Source organism: Frankia sp. CcCS3 (genome assembly GCF_977927575.1).
In genome coordinates, this window is sequence record NZ_CDWRCL010000004.1 from 4310 (window position 1) to 26152 (window position 21843).

Below are 21843 nucleotides of genomic sequence, written 5' to 3' on the forward strand. Positions count from 1 at the left end.
CCATGGCGGTCACCGCGGCGAGGAGCCGCCAGGCAGCCGCCTTATCGAGCGGCTCATTGCCATTTCCGCATTTGGGCGACTGGACGCACGACGGGCACCCCGCCGGGCACTCACACGCTTCGATCGCGTCCCGGGTCGCAGCCAGCCAGGCACCGATTCGGAGAAATCCCCGTTCGGCGAAACCCGCCCCGCCGGCGTGTCCGTCGTAGACGAAGACGCTGGTGCGTTCGGTGTCCGGATGGCGCGCGGTCGAGACACCGCCGATGTCCCAACGGTCACAGGTCGCGAACAGCGGGAGCAGACCGATCGCCGCGTGTTCGGCGGCGTGGACGGCGCCGGGGACGTCCGCCGGCTCGATCGCGGCTCGGGCAAGCAGGTCGTCGGACAGCGTGTACCAGACGGCCCGGGTTCGCAGCTGACGCGGCGGCAGATCGAGAGGCTCCTGCCCGAGCACCTCGCCCGTCGCGATCAGCCGCCGCTGGTATCCGACGACCTGGCTGGTGACCTCGACCACGCCGAGGTGCACCTCCACGTCGGGCAGCACCCGGGATCGCGACGACTCCACCACCCTGATGTCGGTGTGGTCACGCGCGGTGGTCGTCCATTCCGGCGTCGACTCGCATACGAACGCGACGGATTCCTCGAGGTCGAGGTCCTCGACCACGAAGCTCGATCCCTGGTGAAGATAGACCGCGCCAGCGTGCACCGTCGTGTGCGAGGTCGCGGCGTCCACAGTGCCCAGGAGCCGGCCGGTCCGCGCTTCGACGATGCGAACCGGTGGTCCTCCCGCCCCTCGGATGTCCACATCCGGCCGGGCCCGTTGCGTCCAGAACCAGCCCGTGGGCCGGCGGCGCAGCCGTCCTCGGCGGACCAGGTCGTCGACGGCGAACGCAGCGGTCGGTCCGAACAACGCCAGATCCGCCTCGGTCAGCGCCAACTCGGCCGCGGCGCACTCCAGGTGCGGAGCGAGCACGTAGGGATTGTCGGGGTCGAAGACGCTGGCCTCCACCGGCCGTCCGAAGACGGCTTCGGGATGATGCACCAGGTAGGTGTCAAGCGGATCGTCCCGGGCGACCAACACGGCCAGCGATCGCCGGCCATCCCGCCCGGCGCGCCCGGCCTGCTGCCAGAGCGAGGCGAGCGTGCCAGGAAAACCGGCGGTGACGGTGGCGTCCAGCCCGCTGATGTCCACCCCGAGCTCGAGTGCCGGCGTCGCGGCCGCCCCGAGCAGGGCGCCCGAGCGGAGATCCTCCTCCAGGGCCCGTCGCTCCTCCGGCAGGTAGCCCGCCCGATACGCCGCCACCCGGTCGACGAGGTCTGCAGCGATCCGACCGAGTTCGCGGCGGGCAGTCACCGCCACCACCTCGGCGGCCCGTCGCGAGCGGACGAAGACCAGGGTGCGCACACCGTCCGCGACGAGGTCCGCCAGCAGATCCGCGGACTCGGCGGTCACCGACCGGCGGACGGGGGCGCCGTTCTCGCCCGGGCCGGGCGCGGAGGTCGGGTCCTCCCGGTCCGGCGAGCTCTGCCCGGCCGTGAGCAGCGGAGGTTCGTAGAGCACGAAGTCCAGTGGCCCCCGCGGAGATCCGTCGACGTCGACCACCTCGACCTCCACGCCGGTGAGCCGTGCGGCCGAGACCCCGGGATCGGCGACGGTCGCGGACGCAAGCAGGAACACCGGATCGGTCCCGTAGCGCGCGCAGATCCGCCGCAGCCGGCGGATCACCGCGGCCACGTGTGCGCCGAATACCCCTCGGTAGCCGTGGCACTCGTCGACGACGACGTAACGCAGGCCGCGCAGGAACTGGGCCCACCGCCGGTGGAAGGGCAGGATGCCACGGTGGAGCATGTCGGGGTTGGTCAGGACCAGGCCGGCGTGCGCCCGGACCCAGTCCCGTTCGGCCGCCGGCGTGTCCCCGTCGAACGCGGCGGCCCGGATACCGGTGAGCCGCAGCGACCGCACGGCTCTAAGCTGGTCGTGGGCCAGCGCCTTCGTGGGCGCCAGGTAGAGTGCCCGGGCACCGGGCTCGGCGAGCAGCCGGGACAGCACCGGCATCAGATAGCCAAGCGACTTGCCCGAGGCCGTGCCGGTCGCCAGCACCACGCTGCGCCCAGCGTACGCGGCCTCGGCGGCAGCCGCCTGGTGGCTCCAGGGGCTCGCGATCCCGGCGGCCGTCCACCGTCCCCGCAGGACCGGATCGATCCAGTCCGGCCATGGCGCCGGGCAGCCGTCCCGGGCAGGGACGCGCTCGATGTGCGTCATGCACCGCGCTCGTCGCACGTCGCGGCGCAGCCCGGCAAGGGCCGTGTCCGCACCGTCGACATCCACCGGCGAGCCCACGACGATCGAGGATATGCGTCTCGACGCGGTCACGGCGCCCTTCAGCCGGACAAACCCCCGGAGCATCGCCCTCTCGGGCCCCCGGCCGATCGAGCCCGAGGATCCCGGATCCCGGTCCGGGGAACATCTCGGCGTGGCTACGGGCAGCGATGCCGACGACAAGACGACAGGCGGACCACAGAGTGTCCCCGCGGGACCAGCTGCGTCGAAACCGCCGATGCAGTCGGTCGACCCCCACGCGAGCGCCAAGATCGGGGATACATTTCATCAGACGTCATCAGCCGGCGACGCCGCAACACCGGACCCGCGATCTGTGTCGCGGCACACCGGATTGATCCTCCTCGTGGGAGGGTAATGGCGCCGTGATGTCGGTCGCCCGAAGCACGGGACGGCCGGAGGCACACAAGGAGGATCCGTGGACCTGTCCCTCACGACACGCCAAGAAGGCAACCACACGGTCGTGGTGGTGGGCGGCGAGATCGACGTCTACACCGCGCCGAAGCTTCGCGAGCAGCTCATCGATCTCGTGTCCGGGGGGTCATACCACCTCGTCGTCGACATGGAAGGCGTCGAGTTCCTCGATTCGACGGGCCTCGGGGTCCTCGTCGGCGGGCTCAAGCGGGTGCGTGCGCACGAGGGTTCACTGCGTCTGGTCTGCACTCAGGAGCGCATCCTGAAGATTTTCCGGATCACCGGCCTGACCAAGGTCTTCCCCATCCACTCCTCCGTCGAGGAAGCCCTTGCCGCGAGCGACTGAGCCGGACATCACTCTTTCGCGAAAGGCAGGCCCGCCGTATGCCCACCGTTGAGCTGCGGTTCGCTGCCCTGAACGGGCACGTTCGTACCGCCAGGATGATCGCGACGGCGGTCAGCCGGCGCGCAGGAGTTCCGGTCAGCGCGGCCGACGAGATCAAACTTGCGGTGACGGAGGCATGCACCCGAGCGGTGCGCGTCAACCGCAAGCATGCGCCGCAGGCCCCGGTGCATGTCGCGCTCATCGACGGCGCCGATTCCTTCACCATCACGGTGGCCGACTGCGGTAGAACCGGAGACGAGGTCGCCCCCGGTCCGGACGGTGGCCTCGTCACCGCGACCACCCTGCTCGAACTCGAATCCGAGTCGACTCAGCCGCCAGGTTGGGCGGAACCGGCGGACGACGATCTCTCGGAGGACAACTCCGGTTTCCCACCGGGGCTCGGACTCGCCCTCATCGAGGGACTCGTCGACGAGATCGAGATCAGGCGCGGCCCCGACGGCGTGGGTACGGTTGTCGCGATGACCTGGCACACCGGCGCCACATCGGATCCCTGCGAATCCGCGGTGTAGGACCTCTCCGGTCTCCCTGCCTGGGCCTGGCGACTGTTCCAGCCTCCGACCGTGCCGCCATGTGCCCCGCGCCAGGTTCCGAAGGCGGGGCACCTAGAACCTGACATTGAGGTGGAGCCACGGCGCCAGTCTGCCATGTCAGCAATAGCACAAGTGATCTTTTTACACCGAATATTCCCGAATCGACCCGTTTCCGGATTATCGCCAGGGCGGTGAGAGGTACCCGAGAGCACGCGACCCGGGCCGCCGCTACCGAAAAACGAGCGCACGTCACAGACGTGTGGATAGACTCCGCCGCATCTCATGGACGGCTGATCCAACCATCCGTGATTCCCTTGGTGCTTCCCGCGAGACCGGTCAGATGTCTAGAAATGGGAAGAATCGGCCGATCTCGCCCAAAGCGTCGCCGGATGCGGCGCGTGACCGTGACCGTCTCGATGCCGTGGCGACCGCCGTGAGGGCGCCCAAGAGCACCGGCACCCTCACGGAGGGCGCACAGAGCAGACCGGGAGGAGCCATGTCCTCGATCCAAGCCCTACAGGCCGAGGGTGCTGGAATTGACCTTAGCGGCAGAGCCCTCGGACTGGTCGCCGGTGTGGCGATAGTCGCAGCCCTCGCATTGCTTGTTGCCGGTTATCTGGTTCGTGAGGTATTGGCGGCGAGTCCGGGCACCCCGAGGATGGTGGAGGTCGGCCGGGCGGTCCAGGAGGGGGCCGAAGCCTATCTCAGACGGCAGTTCACCACACTCGCGGGATTCGTCGTCGTCATCCCCTTCGTACTACTGCTCCTGCCAGCCGAGAACACTGGAGCAAAGATCGGTCGGTCGATCTTCTTCGTGGTCGGTGCGATCTTCTCCGCGTTGGTCGGATCCGTCGGGATGTCGCTGGCGACCCGGGCCAACACCCGCACCGCGGCCGCCGCCATGACCCGAGGGGAACGAGCCGCCGTCCGCATCGCCTTCCGCACCGGCGGGGTGGTGGGGATGTTCACCGTCGGTCTCGGGCTCCTGGGGGCGGCGGCTGTGGTCCTCGTCTTCCGGGACACCGCCCCCCAGGTCCTGGAGGGATTCGGATTCGGCGCCGCTCTGCTCGCGATGTTCATGCGAGTAGGCGGAGGGATCTTCACCAAGGCCGCCGATGTTGGGGCGGACCTGGTTGGCAAGGTGGAACAGGGGATTCCCGAGGATGATCCCCGCAACGCCGCGACGATCGCCGACAACGTCGGCGACAACGTCGGCGACTGCGCCGGCATGGCCGCCGACCTGTTCGAATCCTATGCGGTGACGCTCGTCGCGGCGCTGATTCTCGGGGTCGAGGCGTTCGGCGAACGCGGCCTGGTGTTCCCCCTGCTCATCCCAGCGGTCGGGGTTGTGACCGCGGTCATCGGAATCTTCGCGGTGTCGCCGCGGGCCGGTGACCGCACCGGAATGTCCGCCATCAACCGGGGTTTCTTCATCTCCGCGGTGGTGTCCGCGGTCGGCGTCGTCGCCGTCTCGCTGCTCTACCTCCCGGCGAGCTTCGCCGATTTCCCCGGGATGCAGGGGAGCACCCAGTCTGGCAATCCACGAGTGATCGCGATCGGCGCGGTCCTGATCGGGATCGTGCTCGCCGCCGCCATCCAGCTGCTCACCGGGTATTTCACCGAGACCGGCCGGCGGCCGGTGCAGGACATCGCAAAGGCGTCGCTCACCGGACCGGCCACCAACATCCTCGCCGGAATCGGGGTAGGTCTGGAGTCGGCGGTCTATTCTTCGCTTCTCATCGGTGCCGCGGTCTTCGGCGCCTACCTGCTCGGCTCCGGCAGCGTCACGATCGCGCTGTTCGCGGTGGCGCTGGCGGGGACCGGTCTGCTGACGACGGTGGGTGTCATCGTCTCGATGGACACCTTCGGGCCGGTGAGCGACAACGCGCAGGGCATCGCCGAGATGTCCGGCGACATGGACGAGGCGGGCGCAGCCATCCTCACCTCGCTCGACGCCGTCGGCAACACCACCAAGGCGATCACGAAGGGCATCGCGATCGCCACCGCGGTGCTCGCCGCCTCCGCGCTGTTCGGCTCGTTCACCGACACCGTGACGACGGCTCTCCGCGAGGCCGGAGCGCTGCCCGAGGCGGGTCGGGGCATCGTTGGCGGCCTGAACATCGCCTACCCCGACGCGCTGGTCGGGCTCACCATAGGGGCATCCGTGGTCTTCCTGTTCTCCGGGCTCGCGATCAATGCGGTGGGCCGCGCGGCCGGGCGGGTCGTCCTGGAGGTGCGCAACCAGTTCCGGTCCAGGCCTGGAATCATGACCGGCGACGAGAAGCCGGATTACAGTGCGGTCGTCGACATCTGCACCCGCGATTCGCTCCGTGAACTGATTACACCGGGGACGCTGGCGGTTCTCGCCCCGATCGCGGTCGGTTTCGGCCTGGGATACCCGCCGCTCGGCGCGTTCCTCGGCGGCGCCATCGCCGCCGGCGTGCTGATGGCCGTGTTCCTCGCGAACTCCGGCGGGGCCTGGGATAACGCGAAGAAGATGGTCGAGGACGGCAACCACGGCGGAAAGGGTTCGGAGGTCCACGCGGCCACGGTGATCGGCGATACCGTGGGAGATCCATTCAAGGACACCGCCGGCCCTTCGATCAACCCGCTGCTCAAGGTGATGAATCTGGTCAGCCTGTTGATCGCTCCGACAGTCGTGAAGTACTCGGTGGGCGCGGACGAGAACACGGGGCTGCGCATCGGTGTCGCCCTCGCCGCCCTCGCCGCCATCGCCGCCGTGATCATCATCTCCAAGCGACGGAGCTCAATGATCAACGATGTGCCCGCTATGACACAATCGACACCGACCCTCAGCGAGAAGATCAACGCCTGACCCACATCGTTCCGTCACCGCCGACCCCCGCGGCTCGCACGAGGCCACGCGGGTCGGCGGCGCTGTTTCGCACCGATGGAACCTCGGGAACCGGTGGAACCTCGGGATGCGGGATCGGCACCGCCCGTGGGCCGGGTGATGCGCCGGCGGACCATCCGCGCCACCCACATCGGATCGGAGAAGCAGTGGGTGAGCGTCGGGCTACGGTCGCCATACCGGGACGGGAGGATCCGCGAGACGGAATGGCGGCGTACGGTGCTGCGAGGCACCGCTCTCACTCCGACGGCCGCCACCCGCACGACCACCGTCCGCCGGACACCCGTACCGCCCCCGCCAGATCCAGTAACGCGCTCCGCCTCCGCAACATCCGCCATGTTCGAGACCTACGCTCCGTAGAAGCAACCTACGCTTTCGCCCCACAGAGCACTAAAACGAGCACGTCGCACCGAGGAGAGAAGTGCCAGCGCGCACGAAGACGACGACACGGGCGACCGCGCGGTCATCCGCACCGGTCGCCGAGCCCACCGAGGCCGGGCTCCCGCCGGAGACCGGCTCGAGCGAGGCATCCGCCGACGTACCCGTCGGCGCCACCAGCCGGACGGCAAACAGCAGGACGGCGAACGGGCGAACGGGGACTGGCCATTCGGAGAACGGCTCAGGCGGAGCCAGCGGCGCCCACGGCAGCCGCGCCACCGGCTCCGGCCGGGGCCCGGGCAACCGCCTGGTGATCGTGGAGTCGCCGGCGAAGGCGAAGACGATCGCCGGCTATCTCGGTCCGGGGTGGCAGGTCGAATCCAGCATCGGGCACATCCGTGACCTCCCGCGCAGTGCCGCCGATGTCCCGGCCGCGCACAAGGGCAAGCCGTGGGCTCGGCTCGGCGTCGACGTCGACAACGACTTCGAACCGCTCTACATCGTGACGCCGGACAAGAAACCGCAGGTCAGCAAGCTCAAGGCGCTCGTGAAAGACGCCAGCGAGCTCTACCTCGCGACGGATGAGGACCGCGAGGGCGAGGCCATCGCCTGGCATCTGCTCCAGACGCTGAAGCCGACGGTGCCGGTCAAGCGGATGGTGTTCCACGAGATCACCCCCCAGGCGATCCAGCGGGCCGTCGACAATCCGCGCGAGATCGACAAGAACCTGGTCCACGCTCAGGAAACGCGTCGCATCCTGGACCGCCTCTACGGCTACGAAGTCTCTCCCGTACTGTGGAAGAAGGTCATGCCGAGGCTGTCGGCGGGCCGGGTCCAGAGCGTGGCGACCCGCATCCTGGTGGAGCGGGAACGTGCCCGGATGCGGTTCCGCTCGGCAGAGTACTGGAACATCGAGGGCCTGTTCGGGACGACCGTCGCCCGCCAGGCGTGGTCGGACGCGGACGGCACACCGGGGTCCGGGCCGGGCGGACCCGGCACCGGATCCGCCCGCGGCGACGGGGTCGAGAAGGCCCCGCTCCCGGCGACCCTGGTCGCCCTGCACGGCAACCGGATCGCGACGGGCCGTGACTTCTCCCCGACGGGGCAACTCGTCTCCTCCGGGGTGATGCGGCTGGACGAGGCCGCCGCCCGGTCGCTGGCCGAGCGGCTCGCCGACGCCGCATTCACGGTGCGCTCGGTGGAGACCAAGCCCTACCGCCGTTCGCCGTACCCGCCCTTCATGACCTCGACGTTGCAGCAGGAGGCCGGCCGTAAACTGCGTTTCTCCAGCCAGCGCACGATGCAGGTGGCGCAGCGGCTGTACGAGAACGGCTACATCACCTACATGCGGACGGACTCGACGAACCTGTCCGAGACCGCCCTGACCGCGGCCCGCGCGCAGGCGGCGAGCCTGTACGGGCCGGAGTACGTGCCGGCACGCCCCCGCACGTACGCCAAGAAGGTCAAGAACGCGCAGGAGGCCCACGAGGCCATCCGACCCGCCGGGGACCACTTCCGGACCCCGGGTGAGGTTCGTGGCGAGCTCGACGTCGACTCCTACCGGCTCTACGAACTGATCTGGCAGCGGACGGTGGCCAGCCAGATGGCGGACGCCCGCGGCACGAGCGCCACGATCCGGCTCGGCGCGACCTCGTCCGCCGGGGAGGACGCCGAGTTCTCGGCATCGGGGAAGGTCATCACCTTCCCCGGCTTCCTGCGCGCCTACGTCGAGGGCGCCGACGATCCAGACGCGGAGCTGGAGGACCGGGAGCGGCGGCTGCCGGACGTACGCCAAGGCGACCCACTGACCACCCGCTCGCTGACCCCCCGCGGGCACACCACCAGCCCGCCGGCGCGCTTCACCGAGGCCAGCCTGGTCAAGACGCTCGAGGAGCTCGGGATCGGTCGGCCGTCCACCTACGCCTCGATCATCGGCACCATCCAGGACCGCGGCTACGTGTGGAAGAAGGGCTCGGCCCTGGTGCCGAGCTTCGTCGCGTTCGCTGTCGTCGGCCTGTTGGAGGACCACTTCACCCGGCTGGTCGACTACCGGTTCACCGCGACGATGGAGGACGACCTCGACGACATCGCCGCCGGCACGGCCGCCCCGACCGACTGGTTGACCCGCTTCTACTTCGGAACCGGCGACGGCACCGACCCGGCCGCCGACGGACTGAAGCATCTGGTCAATAAGCGGCTCGGAGAGATCGACGCCCGCGAGGTGAACTCGATCCCCCTCGGCGAGACCGACGACGGCACCCTGCTGGTCGTCCGGGTGGGCCGCTACGGCCCCTACGTCCAGCACGGGGAACGCCGTGCCAGCGTGCCGGACGATCTCGCACCGGACGAACTCACCGTCGGCAAGGCGCTGGAGCTGCTGGCCGCGCCCAGTGGCGACCGGGTGCTGGGAATCGACCCGGCGTCGGGGGCGACCATCACGGCGAAGGCGGGTCGCTTCGGCCCCTACGTCACCACCGACACCGACCCGCCGCGCACGTCCAGTCTGCTGCGTGGCATGTCGTTGGAGACGCTGACCCTCGACGACGCCGTGCGGTTGCTCACCCTTCCGCGCATTCTGGGTGCGGGGGAGGACGGGGAGGAGGTCACCGCCCAGAATGGCCGCTATGGCCCATATGTGAAGAAAGGCACCGAAAGTCGGTCGTTGGAATCCGAGGATCAGTTGTTCACCGTGACCCTGGACGAGGCCTTGGTGCTGCTCTCCCAGCCCAAGGCCCGCGGTCGGCGCCAGGCCGCGCAGAGCCCGCCGCTGCGAGAGCTCGGGACCGACCCGGCCAGCGGCAAGCCGATGGTGGTGCGGGATGGCCGGTTCGGCCCCTACGTCACCGACGGTGAGACCAACGCCAGTCTGCGCAAGGGTGACACGGTCGAGACGATCACCGATGAGCGTGCCGCGGAGCTGCTGGCAGACCGTCGGGCCCGCGGACCGGCCACCGCGAAGCGTTCTGCCCGGGGCACCGCGAAAGCCGGCACCGCCAAGACCGGCACCGGCACCGCGAAGACCGGCCCGAAAACCACCAAGGCCAAGCCGGGTACGGCGAAGACCGGCACCGCGAAGACCGGCACCGCCAGGTCCAAGACCGCCCAGACGGTGACGGACGACGGCGATGGCTCCGATGGCTCCGGTAGCTCCGGTAGCTCGTCGTCCGGTGGCACCCGCCGGACGGACTGATGGCGCTGCCGATCGGTAGGAGCCCTGGAGAACCTGGAGAAGCGGACGCGCCCCGGGTGGTTTCCGAGGTCACGGCGTTCACTGTCGGCGACTTGGAATCCACATCTGGTGACACAGGGCCGTCCGATGTGACCGGCAGGTCCACCACCCCGGTCGAGACGTCCGGAGGAGACCCTGTGGCCACCGACCATGCAGCCGGGCATCGGGACGCCGGGCGGCGCCCACCCCGGCCCGTCCGGCGACCGCGGGCCCACCGCTCGCCGAGCAGGCATCCGGTGACGACGGTTCCCTCGCCGCCGCTGCCGTCCGCCATCGCCGCCGGAGGCGACAGCGACATCCGTGCCGTCCTACGGATCCCCGCGTTCCGCCGGATGTGGATTCAGCTCAGCCTGTCCAGCCTGGGTGACTGGATGGGTCTGCTGGCAACCACCGCACTGGTGACCCAGCTCCAGGAGAGCTTCTCCGGGCAGGCGTACGCCATCGGCTCGCTGCTGATCGTCCGGTTGATGCCGGCCCTGATCCTGGGCCCACTCGCCGGTGCCCTCGCCGACAGGCTAGACCGCCGGCTGACCATGGTCGTGACGGACGTCATGCGGTTCGGGCTGTTCATGTCGATCCCGATCATCGGAACGCTCGAGTGGCTGCTCATCGCCTCGTTCCTGGTGGAGGCGGTCACCCTGGTGTGGGCGCCGGCGAAGGACGCAAGCGTCCCGCACCTGGTCCCCAAGGAGCAGCTCGCAGCCGCCAACACCCTCAGCCTGATCATGACTTACGGCACGGCCCCGATCGCCGCGACGATCTTCACGATGCTTGCGACGATCTCACGGACGCTCGGCTCCAGCGTGTCGTTCTTCCATGACTCCTCGCTCGACCTCGCGTTGTACTTCAATGCGGCGACGTTCCTCGGCTCGGCAATCGTGATCTGGGGACTGAAGGGCATCGGACGGGCCGCGCGGCCGGAGACCGGCCCCGAGCCCGGGTTCCTGGCCTCCATCACCGAGGGATGGCGCTACGTCGGCCAGGACAAACTGGTCCGCGGACTCGTCGTGGGCATCCTGGGCGGGTTCGCCGGCGCCGGCTGCGTCATCGCCCTCGGCCGGCTCTACGTGGAGATCTTGGGCGGCGGCGACTCCGCGTACGGGGTGCTCTTCGGCGCGGTGTTCGTCGGCCTCGCCGCCGGCATGGCCGCCGGTCCCAGGCTGCTCGGCGACTACAGTCGGACTCGCCTGTTCGGCGTCTGCGTGACCGGGGCGGGTATCACCCTGGTGATCGTCGCGATCATCCCGAACCTGGTCATCGCCTGCATCCTCGTGGTCGCGGTGGGGGCGTTCGCCGGCGTGGCCTGGGTGACCGGATACACCCTGCTCCAAGCCGAGGTCTCCGACAAGCTGCGGGGGCGCACCTTCGCCCTGGTGCAGTCGCTGGTCCGCATCGACCTGCTGCTCGTGCTCGCCGCCGCGCCCGGGCTCGTTGGCCTCATCGGCTCGCACGAGATCCATCTGTGGGGCGACATCAACGTCCGCGCGGACGGCGTCACCGCGGTCCTGCTCGCCGGCGGGCTGCTCGCCGTCGCGGTCGGCCTGTTCGCCTATCGGCAGATGGACGACCCGACCGGAGCCGCGGTCTGGCCCGAGCTGTGGAACGCGCTGCGCGGCCGGCAGCCGGCGGCCGTACGTCCCCGCCACGCCGGCCTGTTCATCGCGATCGAGGGCGTCGATGGCGCCGGCAAGAGCACCCAGGTGGAGCTGCTGCGGACGTGGCTCGCCTCCTCCGGCCGGGAGGTGGTGGTGACCTCCGAATCCGGCGGCACCGCGCTGGGAGCGGGCCTGCGGGAACTGCTCCTCGACCCGACGGTACGGCTGCACGCTCGGACCGAGGCGCTGCTGACCGCGGCGGACCGCGCTGAACACGTCGCGCGGGTGATCGAACCCGCGCTGGCCCGGGGAGCGATCGTCATCACCGATCGTTACGTCGACTCGTTCATCGCCTTCCAGAGCGTGAGCCGGGCCATCGGCACCGACGAGCTGTCCGTCCTCGCCCAGTGGGCGACGCACGCGCTGCTTCCCGACGTCACGGTCCTGTTGGATCTGCCGGCAGAGATCGTCCTGCGCCGCATGCGGATGGCCGCGTATCCCGGTCCGCCGCCGGGGCCGCCGGACGGCCCGGCCGAGGCGGACGACGCCGGGAAGTTGACCTTCCATGGCCGGGTACGCGAGGCGTTCCGCCGGCTGGCGCAGAAGGAGCCCGATCGTTATCTTCCGCTCGACGCGACGCGGTCACCGGAGGAGATCCACGCCGAGATCCGCTCGTTCATGGCCAGCCGCATCGATCGGCTGGCCGTCCCGCTCGGTGTGCTCTGACCGACGCGCTCCGGACCGACGCGCTCCGGACCGACGCGGCTTGGGGATGATGGCCCAGTGACGATCTGGGAGACGCTCGTCGGGCAGGACGCGGTGGTCGCGATGCTGAACGCCGCGGCGTCCGCCGCGAGTGCCGGGCTCGCGAGTGGAGGCGGCGCGCCGGCCGCCGCCCGTGCCGGGATGACGCACTCGTGGCTGTTCACCGGACCCGCCGGGGCAGGTCACCAGGACGCGGCGCGTGCCTTCGCCGCAAGCCTCACCTGCGAGAACGAGCCGCCGGGCTGCGGCGAGTGCACCGGCTGCCACACCGTGCTCACCGACACGGCCACCGATCTGCGAACCGTGCAGCCGGAGGGGCTCTCGCTCGGCGTGAAGGACGTGCGCGCGCTGGTACGCGACGCTGCCAGCGCCCCGACGGCCGGCCGCTGGCGCATCCTGCTGATCACCGATGCGGACCGGCTCACCGAGGCCGCGGCGAACGCCCTGCTCAAGGCCCTCGAGGAGCCGGCGGATCGGGCGGTGTTCCTGCTCTGCGCCCCCTCCGTGGAGGACGTGCTGCCCACCATCCGTTCCCGCTGCCGGACGGTCGCGCTACGGCTGCCCGCGGCCGCGGACGTCCGCGACGCGCTGGTTCGCGAGGGAGTCGACGAGCAGGTCGCCGAGACGGCGGCGCGAGCTTCCCAGGGCCATCTGGCCCTGGCGCGCCGGCTCGCCACGGATGAGCGGGTCCGGGCCAACCGGGCGGCGGTGTTGCGTATCCCGGCCCGGCTCGGCCAGGTCGGTGGCTGCCTGGCCGCGGCGGCCGATCTGGTGAACGCGGCGAACGCCGACGCGGAGGCCGCGAATGCGGAACGCGACGAGGTGGAGACCGAGGCGCTGAAGACCGCACTCGGCGTCGGTGCCACGGCGGTCGGCGGGAAGTCCAGGTCCGCGCGGGCCCCGAAGGCGGGGGCCAAGGGCCGGACGATGGTGGTGCGGGGTGCCGCGGGGGCGCTCAAGGAGCTGGAGCGAACCCAGAAGAGCCGAGGTCGCCGCACCGTCCTCGATGCACTGGACCGAGCCCTGGTGGACCTCGCGGGGCTGTACCGGGATGTCCTGGTCCAACAGCTCGGCGCCGGCGTCGACGCGATCCATCCTGATCACTGCGTCGAGGCCGCCGGATACGCCGCGGCCTCCACTCCGGAACAGACACTGCGCCGGCTGGAGGCCGTCCTCACGACCCGGGCGTCGCTGGCCAGGAATCCCGGTCTCGTCCCGCTGCTCGCGGTGGAGTCGCTCACCCTCGCACTACGCGACGCCTGACGACCGGCAACCCGCAATCCGCGACCCGCGACCCGCGACCGGCGGTGGGGACGAACCGGCGTAATGGCCTGTCTGGGCGGAAGGCCGGGCATATCGTGATCGCGACGCGGACATGCCGTTCGACCATGTCCGCCCGGGCGGGACCCGGCGGGCGGGCGCAGGGAGGTGACCGGTCGGATGCCGATGATGTGCGCGGTGGCGTTCTCCCCACGAGGCAAGCTCTACTATGCCGATCCTGGTTCCTGCAGCCCCCGGGTCGGCGACCGGGTGCTCGTCCCCAGCGAGGAGGGCCCCGAGGTCGCCACCTGCATGTGGGCGCCCCAGTGGGTCAGCGACGACATCGGCGACCTGCCGGTGCTCGTCGGGATGGCCGACGCGTCCGACATCCAGCGCGGGCAGGTCTCCCGGCGCCGGCGCGCCCGGGCGCGCGTCGCGGCCCGTCGCCTAGCCCGTGAGCATGACCTGCCGATAAAGATCGTCGGCGTCGACCACGTGATGGCCACCGGCGGCTACACAGTCTACTTCAGCGCGGAGGGCCACGTCGACTTCCGTGAGCTGGTACGGGATCTCAACCGGACGCTGGCGGCACGGGTCCAGCTACGGCAACTGTCCGCCCGCGACAGCGCCCGGGTTCAAGGCGGGATCGGTTCCTGCGGCCGCGACCTGTGCTGCGCTACTTTTCTCAACGACTTCGAGCCGGTGAGCCTGCGGATGGCCAAGGAGCAGAACCTCGCCCTCAATCCGATGCGCATCAGCGGGTCCTGCGGCCGGCTGATGTGCTGCCTGCGTTACGAACATCCCCTCTACGAGGAGTTCGCCGAAGCCGTGCCCGCGGTCGGAGACCGGGCGACGACCCCACACGGTGCGGGCCGGGTCGTGCGGCACGATGTTCCGCGCCAGCAGGTGGTCGTGGTTCTCGACGGCGGGGGCCGGACCTCGTGCGACCGGCGCGGATGCCTGCGCCTCCCGGCAGGTCCACGACGCCGCCTACCCCGGCGGCCCAGCGGGATGCTCCCCCCCCCCCCCGGACAGCACCTCTACAGCCGGCGGGGATGCGACAGCCCGGCGGGGAGGACGTCACGGGTCGAAGCGGTAGCCCATCCCGCGCAGGGTCGTGACCAGCCGGCGCTGCGGTGGACGACCCTCGACCTTGGTTCGTACCCGCCGGACGTGCTCGGTGACGGTGGCGGGGTCCTGGAACCGCGTGCCCCACACCTGCTCGAGGAGTTCCTCCCGGCTGAAGAGCCGCCGAGGATGCCGGGCGAGGAAGGCCAGCAGCTCGTACTCGCGCGCGGTCAGATCGATGCGCTCCCCGGCGACGGCGACCTCGCGGGCCCGCAGGTCGATGGAGACGTCTCCGTAGACGAGCGGGTCGCTGCCGTCCCCGGTGCGCTGCGGCGGCGGTTCCGCCGGCCGCCGGCGAAGCCGGGCACGCACCCTGGCCACCAGTTCTCGCAGCGAGTAGGGCTTCACGACGTAGTCGTCCGCGCCCAGCTCGAGGCCGACCACCCGGTCGACCTCCTCGGCCCGCCCGGTGAGCATGATCACCGGAACCTCGCTGGTCTGGCGGAGGTGGCTCAGGACGGCGAAGCCGTCCATCCTGGGCATCGCGACATCCAGCACCACCAGATCGATCTCGGTGGTCTGGAAGAGCCGAAGAGCGGCCTCGCCGTCCGCGGCCTCCAGCACCCGATAACCGAATCTCTCCAGACTGCGCGCAAGTGCTATGCGAGATGCCTCATCGTCCTCAGCGACGAGGAGCGAGGCTCCTCGCGTCGTCACTGCTGGTGCAGCGTCTCCGGCCCCGGTCATGGTGCGAAACCCTACGCATCCTCACCGGAACCACTGCGACCGGGGGTGGTGATTTACGGTGTTGCAGCATCCAAAGCTAGCTAAATGTGACATAAAGCGAATAATTTGCCGACTTAGGGCCATTTTGGCGACATAGCGCATCCCTCACCATGACAGCCCGAGACGGAGGCCTTCCAAACCGTGCCCGCCACTGGTGGCGTCACCGTGGAGGGCTGGGATCCGGGGCGACGGCGGGCATCTCGGCCCGCGCACAACCACCGGACCACCGCCGGGTCGAGCCCGCCCACGCATCTGGCATACTCGACCCGGGCCAGTGCGATCCTGGCCGTTCGCCGGAGTAGCTCAGTGGCAGAGCAATCGCCTCGTAAGCGATAGGTCGCGGGTTCAATCCCCGCCTCCGGCTCGCTCCCCCTCCCACCAGGGCATGGCCCAGTTAACAGGGATCATGGTCTCACAGCTCACCGGTCCATGACCTGTCAACTTGCATCGCTCCGGGCTCGTCCCGTGGGTTCCTGAACCTGTCCCACCCCGCTTGGGACGTGGGACAGGTCGTTACGGATACCACAAACCGGACGGAGGGATCAGGCCGACCTGGGTTCGGCCTCTTGGTCGTGCCCGTCCGCCTCCCCGGCCTCCGCCTCGCGCAGCCGCTTGATGGACGCCAGGATCTCCCGCTCAGCCTCCTTGCGGTCCACCCAGGAGGCGCCCTCCACCGACTTACCGGGCTCGAGGTCCTTGTAGACCTCGAAGAAGTGCTGGATCTCCAACCGGTCGAACTCCGGCAGGTGCCGCAGATCCCGCAGGTGCTCCTGCCGGACGTCGGCCACCGGCACGCAGAGAACCTTGTCGTCCGGGCCCTTCTCGTCGGTCATCTCGAACATGCCGATCGTCCGGCACCGCACCAGGCAGCCCGGGAACGTCGGCTCCTCCAGCAGGACGAGGGCGTCCAACGGATCACCGTCGCGCCCGAGGGTTCCCTCAATGAACCCGTAGTCCGACGGGTAGTGGGTGGAGGTGAACAGCATCCGGTCAAGCCGGATACGGCCGGTGTGGTGATCCATCTCGTACTTGTTGCGCTGCCCCTTGGGGATCTCGATGGTCACATCGAACTCAAGGTCCACTCCGCTCCCTGTCTCCTTCGTCTTCGCCCGGTCCGCACCGGGGCGATCGCCGTTTGTCACATGGTGCTCGTTCAAGCCGTGCCGTGCTCATGGCGCAGTACGTCGTGCTCGTGCCGTACGTCGTGCTCTGCCAGGCGGCGGATGTGCCCCGCCCGGGGCGCGGGCCACCCACTCCAGTGACCGCAACGAGGCATCACACCCACGACGGCGCACCTAGTGTCGCGGACGCCGCCTCCCACCCGAACCGCACCGTCGACACCACCACGTTTCCACCGCCGGATCTCCCGGGCACCGGAACCATGATGGCCACCGGCGACACGCCCGGTGGGGCGTTCTTCGTACCAGTGCCGCCCGCCGGCACGACACCTCTGGTATCCCGCCGCAAACCCTGGTGTCCCACTGCAAACCCTGGTGTCCTACCGCGGCGGGACACCGCCGGGCATGCCCGCGGCGACGGATCCGGGTTCACCCGGCGCGCCGTCGCCGACCGCCCGCTGGTTGCGTAGTGTCGGTTAGTGACGTCAGCCGCACCGGTCGCCCGGGTAGGGGGGCTCACCGCTCTGGCCGGCGCGCTGCTCGCCGGGTCCCTGTCCCTCGGTCCCACCACCGGGTCAGCCGCGGAGCTCGCCGGCAACGGGTCCGACCGCGCGGGCACCGCGGTACTCGGCGGTCTCGATCCGGCCGCGCCGATCCCGCAGCCCGCGGCGGTGGCGGCCCGCCTCGCCGGTCCGCTGGGTGATCCCGTCCTGGCGCGGCCCGCGGCCTTCGTCGTCGACGCGCAGTCGGGTCGGGTGCTCCTTGACGTCCGGTCCCGCATCCCCGTGGCACCGGCCTCCACGTTGAAAACCGCGGTCGCCACCGCCGCGTTGACCACCTTCCCCGACGACCGGCTGCGGACCACGGTGGTCTACAGCCCGCCCGCGGGCGGGAACGCCCGCACATCAGGCGGAACACTGTGGCTCGTCGGCGGCGGGGATCCGACCCTGACCGCCTCCACCGCGCTCGACGGCTATCCGGCCCTGGCCCGGCTGAGCGATCTCGCCGCTCAGGTCCGGGCCGCGGGTATCACCTCGGCGGCTCGGGTGATCGGCGACGGAGGGCTGTTCGTCGGTCCGGACCGGGCGCCGGGATGGCGCGACAACTACGTGACCGACGGGGACGTCGCCCCGGTCTCGGCGCTGGAGGTCGACGCCGGACGGTCGGCACCGGGAGCCGCCGGACCGCGCAGCCCCACCCCGGCCGCCGCCGCGACCACGGCCTTCGCCGCGGCGCTCACGACCGCCGGAATATCCGTCGGATCGGTGGCCACCGGCCCGGCGGACCCGGCCGCGCAGCGGGTCGCGGCGGTCTACAGCCCTCCGGTGCGGGTCTTGGTCGAACGCATGCTCACCCAGTCAGACAACGATCTCGCCGAGAGCCTGGGACGGCTCGTCGCCCACCGGCGGGGCCTGCCCGCCTCGTTCGCCGGCGCCACCCACGCAGTGAGGGGCGTCCTCGCCGAGGCGGGCATCCCCGTCGCCGGGATGACACTGGCCGACGTGAGCGGCTTGTCCATCGCGAACCTGATCATGCCCATGACCCTTGTGGCCATCCTGCGCGCCGCGGTCCTCCCCGGTCGGCCGGCGCTGCGCACCGTTCTCACGGGGCTGCCGGTAGCCGGGTTTTCCGGTACGCTGGGTGATCGCTACACCACTGGCGACACCGCCATCGGAGCGGGCGATGTCCGGGCGAAGACCGGCACTCTGCACAACGTCAGCAGCCTCGCGGGCCAGCTCGTCGACGCGGACGGCAGGCTGCTCCTCTTCGCGTTCCTCTCGCCCGCCGAAGAGGCGGGCGGCACCAAGGCCGCCCTCGACCGGGCCGCCGCGGCGCTCGCCGGCTGCGGATGCACCCCGGCCCGGTCGACGACCGCGGCGATCCCGCCGGCACCATCGCGCCCACCGGCCTGAGCGGGACCGTCGGCGCCCCCGGCGCGTCCCGTCCCGTTCTCGGCACGGTCCATGACCGGACGCAGACGACGGGCGAGCCCGGTACGCTCAGATTCGTGGACGCCGAGCTGGTCGACTGGGAACTCGCCGTGACGACGGCGAGAAAACTGGTTCGCCCCGGCCCGCAGATCTCGCGGGAGCAGGCCGGCGAGGTCGTCTCCGAGCTGCGGCGACTGGCCGTCGAGGCCGAGCGGCACGTCGAGGACTACACCCGGCTCACTCCCGCCGGGCCGGCCACCCCCATCACCGTGGTGGACCGGCCGGAGTGGGTCCGCTCCAACGTCGCCGGTCTGCGGGTGCTGACCTCCCCGTTGCTGGACAAACTGTCCGAACAGCAGCGCGGCAACCTCGCCGCGGCGGTCGGTCGGCGGGTCACGGGGGTCCAGATCGGCACAGCCCTGGCCTATCTGGCCGGCAAGGTGCTGGGCCAGTACGAGGTCTTCCTGCCGCCGGAGGAGTACCAGGCCGGGAGGGACGATCCGGGTCCGCTCAACGTGCCCGGGTCGCTCGGGGTGCCGGGGTCGGTCGGGCGCCTCAGCCTGGTCGCACCGAACATCGCGCACGCCGAGGCAGCCATGGGGGTCGTGCCGCGGGACTTCCGGATGTGGGTATGCCTGCACGAGCAGACCCATCGCAGTCAGTTCACCGCCGTGCCGTGGCTGCGGACCCACCTGGAGTCCGAGATCACCGCGTTCATTGAGGCCACGGACCTCGATCCAGACGTCCTCGCGGACCGCGTCCGCTCGGCGATGAGCGCGCTGCGCGGGGCGGTGTTCGACCGGGGAGCCGACAGCCCGAGCGTCGTGGAGGCGCTGCAGACCCCGGCCCAGCGAGCGGTTCTCGACCGCCTCCAGGCCATCATGACGTTGTTGGAGGGCCACGCCGACCAGGTGATGGACGCGGTGGGACCGAAGGTTGTACCCACCGTCGCCGACATCCGGACGAAGTTCGAGGGTCGCCGCGGCGGGGGATCGCCGATCGACCGGTTCGTCCGCCGGCTCCTCGGTCTCGATCTCAAGCTGCAGCAGTACCGCCAGGGGGGGGCGTTCGTGCGTGCGGTGGTCGCGCAGGCCGGGGTGACAGGCTTCAACACCGTCTGGGAGTCACCGGCGGCGCTGCCGGCCCGCGCCGAGCTGGTCGATCCCACCGCCTGGATGCAACGGGTCCTGGGCAGCCGCCCGCCGATCTCGGCGTGAGCACCATGGTCGTCGGGGCCGCGGGGGTCGCCGACTCCCCGGGCTGTTCCACGTCCGCCTTCCGGCCGACGTTGTGACCCCACCGATCGCTGGTGAGGACCACGCCGGCCATGCCGGCGACGTCCGACCGGGCGATCCGGCTCCGCGCACGGTTCACTCGTCGAGATCTCCCGCTCCCGCGGTCGCGGCAGTCAGGCTGGCGGTTCGCCGCGCGGTCACCGACCTGCCACCCGGCGGACTGGTGCTGGTCGCCTGCTCCGGCGGCCCGGACTCCCTGGCACTCGCCGCGGCCCTCTCGTTCGTCGCCCCCCGCCGCGCCCTGCGGGCCGGCATGGTCACGGTCGATCATGGCTGGGACGCCGGCTCACCCGAACGGGCGGAGCGCGTCGCCCGCCAGGGTCGGGCCCTCGGCCTGGATCCGGTGGAGGTCCTGACCGAGCACACTGCTCGCTCCGAGGGGATCGCCCGACAGGCACGGCGGGCCGCGATCGCGGCGGCCGCCGATCGGCTCGGCGCCCAAGCGGTGCTTCTCGGCCACACGCTGGACGACCAGGCCGAGACGGTGCTGCTGAGGCTCGCGCGGGGCGCGGGCGCCCGGTCCCTCGGGGGGATGTCGGCCGACGACGGCCTGCTTCGCCGGCCACTGCTCGGGATCCGCCGCGCGGACACCAGGGCCGCCTGCCTCGCCGAGGGGCTCGAGGTGTGGGACGACCCGACGAACCGGGACCCGGCGTTCACCCGGTCCCGGGTGCGTCACACGGTCCTGCCGGTGCTGGAGACGGAGCTCGGCCCGGGCATCGCCGAGTCGCTGGCGCGCAGTGCCGATCTGTTGCGGGCCGACGCGGACGCCCTGGACGCCATGGCCGCCGAGGTCTACGGCAAGGTCGTCATGGCTCGTGGCCAGCCGTGCACCGGCGAGGTCGCCTTCGACGTCGCCGCACTGGCCGGGCTCACCGCGGCGCTCCGCGGTCGGCTGCTGCGCCGGGCGGCCATCGACGTCGGAGCGTCGGCCTCCGCGCTGCGCGCGGAGCACATCTGGGCGGTGGAGGAGTTGGTAACGCGGTGGCGCGGACAGAAGCCGGTACCGCTTCCCACCGGCGCGCTCGCCCGGCGATGGGAGAACAGGGTCACGCTGACCGGGCCGGTGGTTCCTCCACCGTCGTCAGCCGGCCCCGCCGCCCGACAGCCGGATGCCGCCCGACAGCCGGATGCCGCCACCCCGCCACACATCGAGGAGGACGACCAGGTGAGTCAGGCCGCGACGACGACCCCCGACGCCGGAGGCGCCCATGACGGCCTCCGGCACAGCCCGCATCCCGACATCGCCGAGGTCCTGGTCAGCTCGGACGAGATCGCCGCGAAGATCGTCGAGCTCGCGGCCAGAGTGGACGCCGACTACGCCGGCCGGGAGATCCTGCTCGTGGGCGTGCTCAAGGGCGCCGTCATGGTCATGGCGGACCTGTCCCGCGCGCTGACGGTCCCGCTGACCATGGAGTTCATGGCGGTCTCCTCGTACGGGTCGTCGACCTCCTCGTCCGGCGTGGTGCGCATCCTCAAGGATCTGGACCGGTCGATCGAGGGCCAGGACGTCCTGGTGGTCGAAGACATCATCGACTCCGGGCTGACCCTGTCCTGGCTGCTGAAGAACCTGCGCTCACGCGGCCCCGCCTCGCTCGAGGTCCTGGCGCTCTTCCGTAAGCCCGAAGCTGTCACCGTGGACGTAGATGTCCGATATGTCGGCTTCGATATTCCCGGCGCGTTCGTCGTCGGGTATGGTCTTGACTACTCGGAGTATTATCGAACCCTGCCGTTTGTCGGGACCCTCACACCCGCGGCGATCGAGCGGGGCGCCCCGGCCTGAACCTGCCGGCCTTCCGCCCGCTCGGATACGCCCTCGATCGCCGCATCCGCCACGAGCGAAACACCGAACACCATC

At 70.6% G+C, this 21843-nt stretch carries 13 protein-coding genes, 1 tRNA gene and 1 pseudogene; 12 read left to right on the top strand and 3 right to left on the bottom strand.

Going from position 1 to position 21843, the window contains the following annotated elements:
• Positions 1-2407, bottom strand: a 2407-nt coding sequence (locus AC08OQ_RS00785; RefSeq protein ID WP_476611863.1) for a DEAD/DEAH box helicase, incomplete at its 3' end; no start/stop codon positions are given.
• Positions 2408-2756: 349 nt separating this feature from the next.
• Between AC08OQ_RS00785 and AC08OQ_RS00790 the strand changes: the two genes are divergently transcribed.
• The 7 genes and pseudogenes from AC08OQ_RS00790 to AC08OQ_RS00820 all read left to right on the top strand — a co-directional run bounded on the left by AC08OQ_RS00790 (position 2757) and on the right by AC08OQ_RS00820 (position 14886).
• On the top strand, positions 2757-3098 hold the full coding sequence (locus AC08OQ_RS00790) for an STAS domain-containing protein (protein ID WP_462185864.1): 342 nt from the start codon (positions 2757-2759) through the stop codon (positions 3096-3098).
• A 38-nt stretch (positions 3099-3136) separates the two neighbouring features.
• A complete protein-coding gene (locus AC08OQ_RS00795) occupies positions 3137-3667 on the top strand; it encodes an ATP-binding protein (RefSeq protein WP_462202610.1) in 531 nt (176 codons plus the stop codon).
• Between the two features lie 517 nt (positions 3668-4184).
• Positions 4185-6524, top strand: a complete 2340-nt coding sequence (locus AC08OQ_RS00800) for a sodium-translocating pyrophosphatase (protein ID WP_476604356.1) — start codon at positions 4185-4187, stop codon at positions 6522-6524.
• Positions 6525-6981: 457 nt separating this feature from the next.
• The gene (gene topA, locus AC08OQ_RS00805; RefSeq protein WP_476604357.1) at positions 6982-10128 is read left to right on the top strand and encodes a type I DNA topoisomerase; all 3147 of its coding nucleotides are present in this window, start codon (positions 6982-6984) and stop codon (positions 10126-10128) included.
• A gap of 176 nt (positions 10129-10304) precedes the next feature.
• Positions 10305-12488 (top strand): dTMP kinase, encoded by a 2184-nt coding sequence (gene tmk / locus AC08OQ_RS00810; protein WP_476598867.1) that lies wholly within the window; start codon positions 10305-10307, stop codon positions 12486-12488.
• A 57-nt stretch (positions 12489-12545) separates the two neighbouring features.
• Complete coding sequence (locus tag AC08OQ_RS00815) at positions 12546-13790, top strand: DNA polymerase III subunit delta' (protein ID WP_476598869.1); 1245 nt, start codon at positions 12546-12548, stop codon at positions 13788-13790.
• A 177-nt stretch (positions 13791-13967) separates the two neighbouring features.
• A pseudogene (locus AC08OQ_RS00820) lies at positions 13968-14886 on the top strand (PSP1 domain-containing protein).
• Here the strand turns inward: AC08OQ_RS00820 and AC08OQ_RS00825 are convergent.
• Positions 14868-15602 (bottom strand): response regulator transcription factor, encoded by a 735-nt coding sequence (locus AC08OQ_RS00825; RefSeq protein WP_476598873.1) that lies wholly within the window; start codon positions 15600-15602, stop codon positions 14868-14870. The pseudogene AC08OQ_RS00820 and the gene AC08OQ_RS00825 overlap by 19 nt on opposite strands.
• 331 nt (positions 15603-15933) lie before the next feature.
• On the opposite strand from AC08OQ_RS00825, the gene AC08OQ_RS00830 reads away from it, so the two are divergent.
• Positions 15934-16005 (top strand) — tRNA-Thr (locus tag AC08OQ_RS00830).
• A 178-nt stretch (positions 16006-16183) separates the two neighbouring features.
• Here AC08OQ_RS00830 and AC08OQ_RS00835 read toward each other — a convergent pair.
• The gene (locus AC08OQ_RS00835) at positions 16184-16723 is read right to left on the bottom strand and encodes an inorganic diphosphatase (RefSeq protein WP_462185870.1); all 540 of its coding nucleotides are present in this window, start codon (positions 16721-16723) and stop codon (positions 16184-16186) included.
• An 89-nt stretch (positions 16724-16812) separates the two neighbouring features.
• Between AC08OQ_RS00835 and AC08OQ_RS00840 the strand changes: the two genes are divergently transcribed.
• The 4 genes from AC08OQ_RS00840 (at position 16813) to hpt (ending at position 21768) form a co-directional block, all read left to right on the top strand.
• Positions 16813-17229, top strand: a complete 417-nt coding sequence (locus AC08OQ_RS00840) for a hypothetical protein (protein WP_476591795.1) — start codon at positions 16813-16815, stop codon at positions 17227-17229.
• Positions 17230-17238: 9 nt separating this feature from the next.
• Positions 17239-18672, top strand: coding sequence for a D-alanyl-D-alanine carboxypeptidase/D-alanyl-D-alanine endopeptidase (dacB, locus tag AC08OQ_RS00845; protein WP_476598875.1), 1434 nt, complete (start codon positions 17239-17241; stop codon positions 18670-18672).
• 95 nt (positions 18673-18767) lie between these two features.
• A complete protein-coding gene (locus tag AC08OQ_RS00850; protein ID WP_476598877.1) occupies positions 18768-19907 on the top strand; it encodes a zinc-dependent metalloprotease in 1140 nt (379 codons plus the stop codon).
• Positions 19908-19980: 73 nt separating this feature from the next.
• Positions 19981-21768 carry a hypoxanthine phosphoribosyltransferase gene (gene hpt / locus AC08OQ_RS00855; protein ID WP_476598879.1) on the top strand — a complete coding sequence of 596 codons (1788 nt, stop codon included), beginning with the start codon at positions 19981-19983 and terminating at the stop codon, positions 21766-21768.
• Positions 21769-21843: the final 75 nt, after the last annotated feature.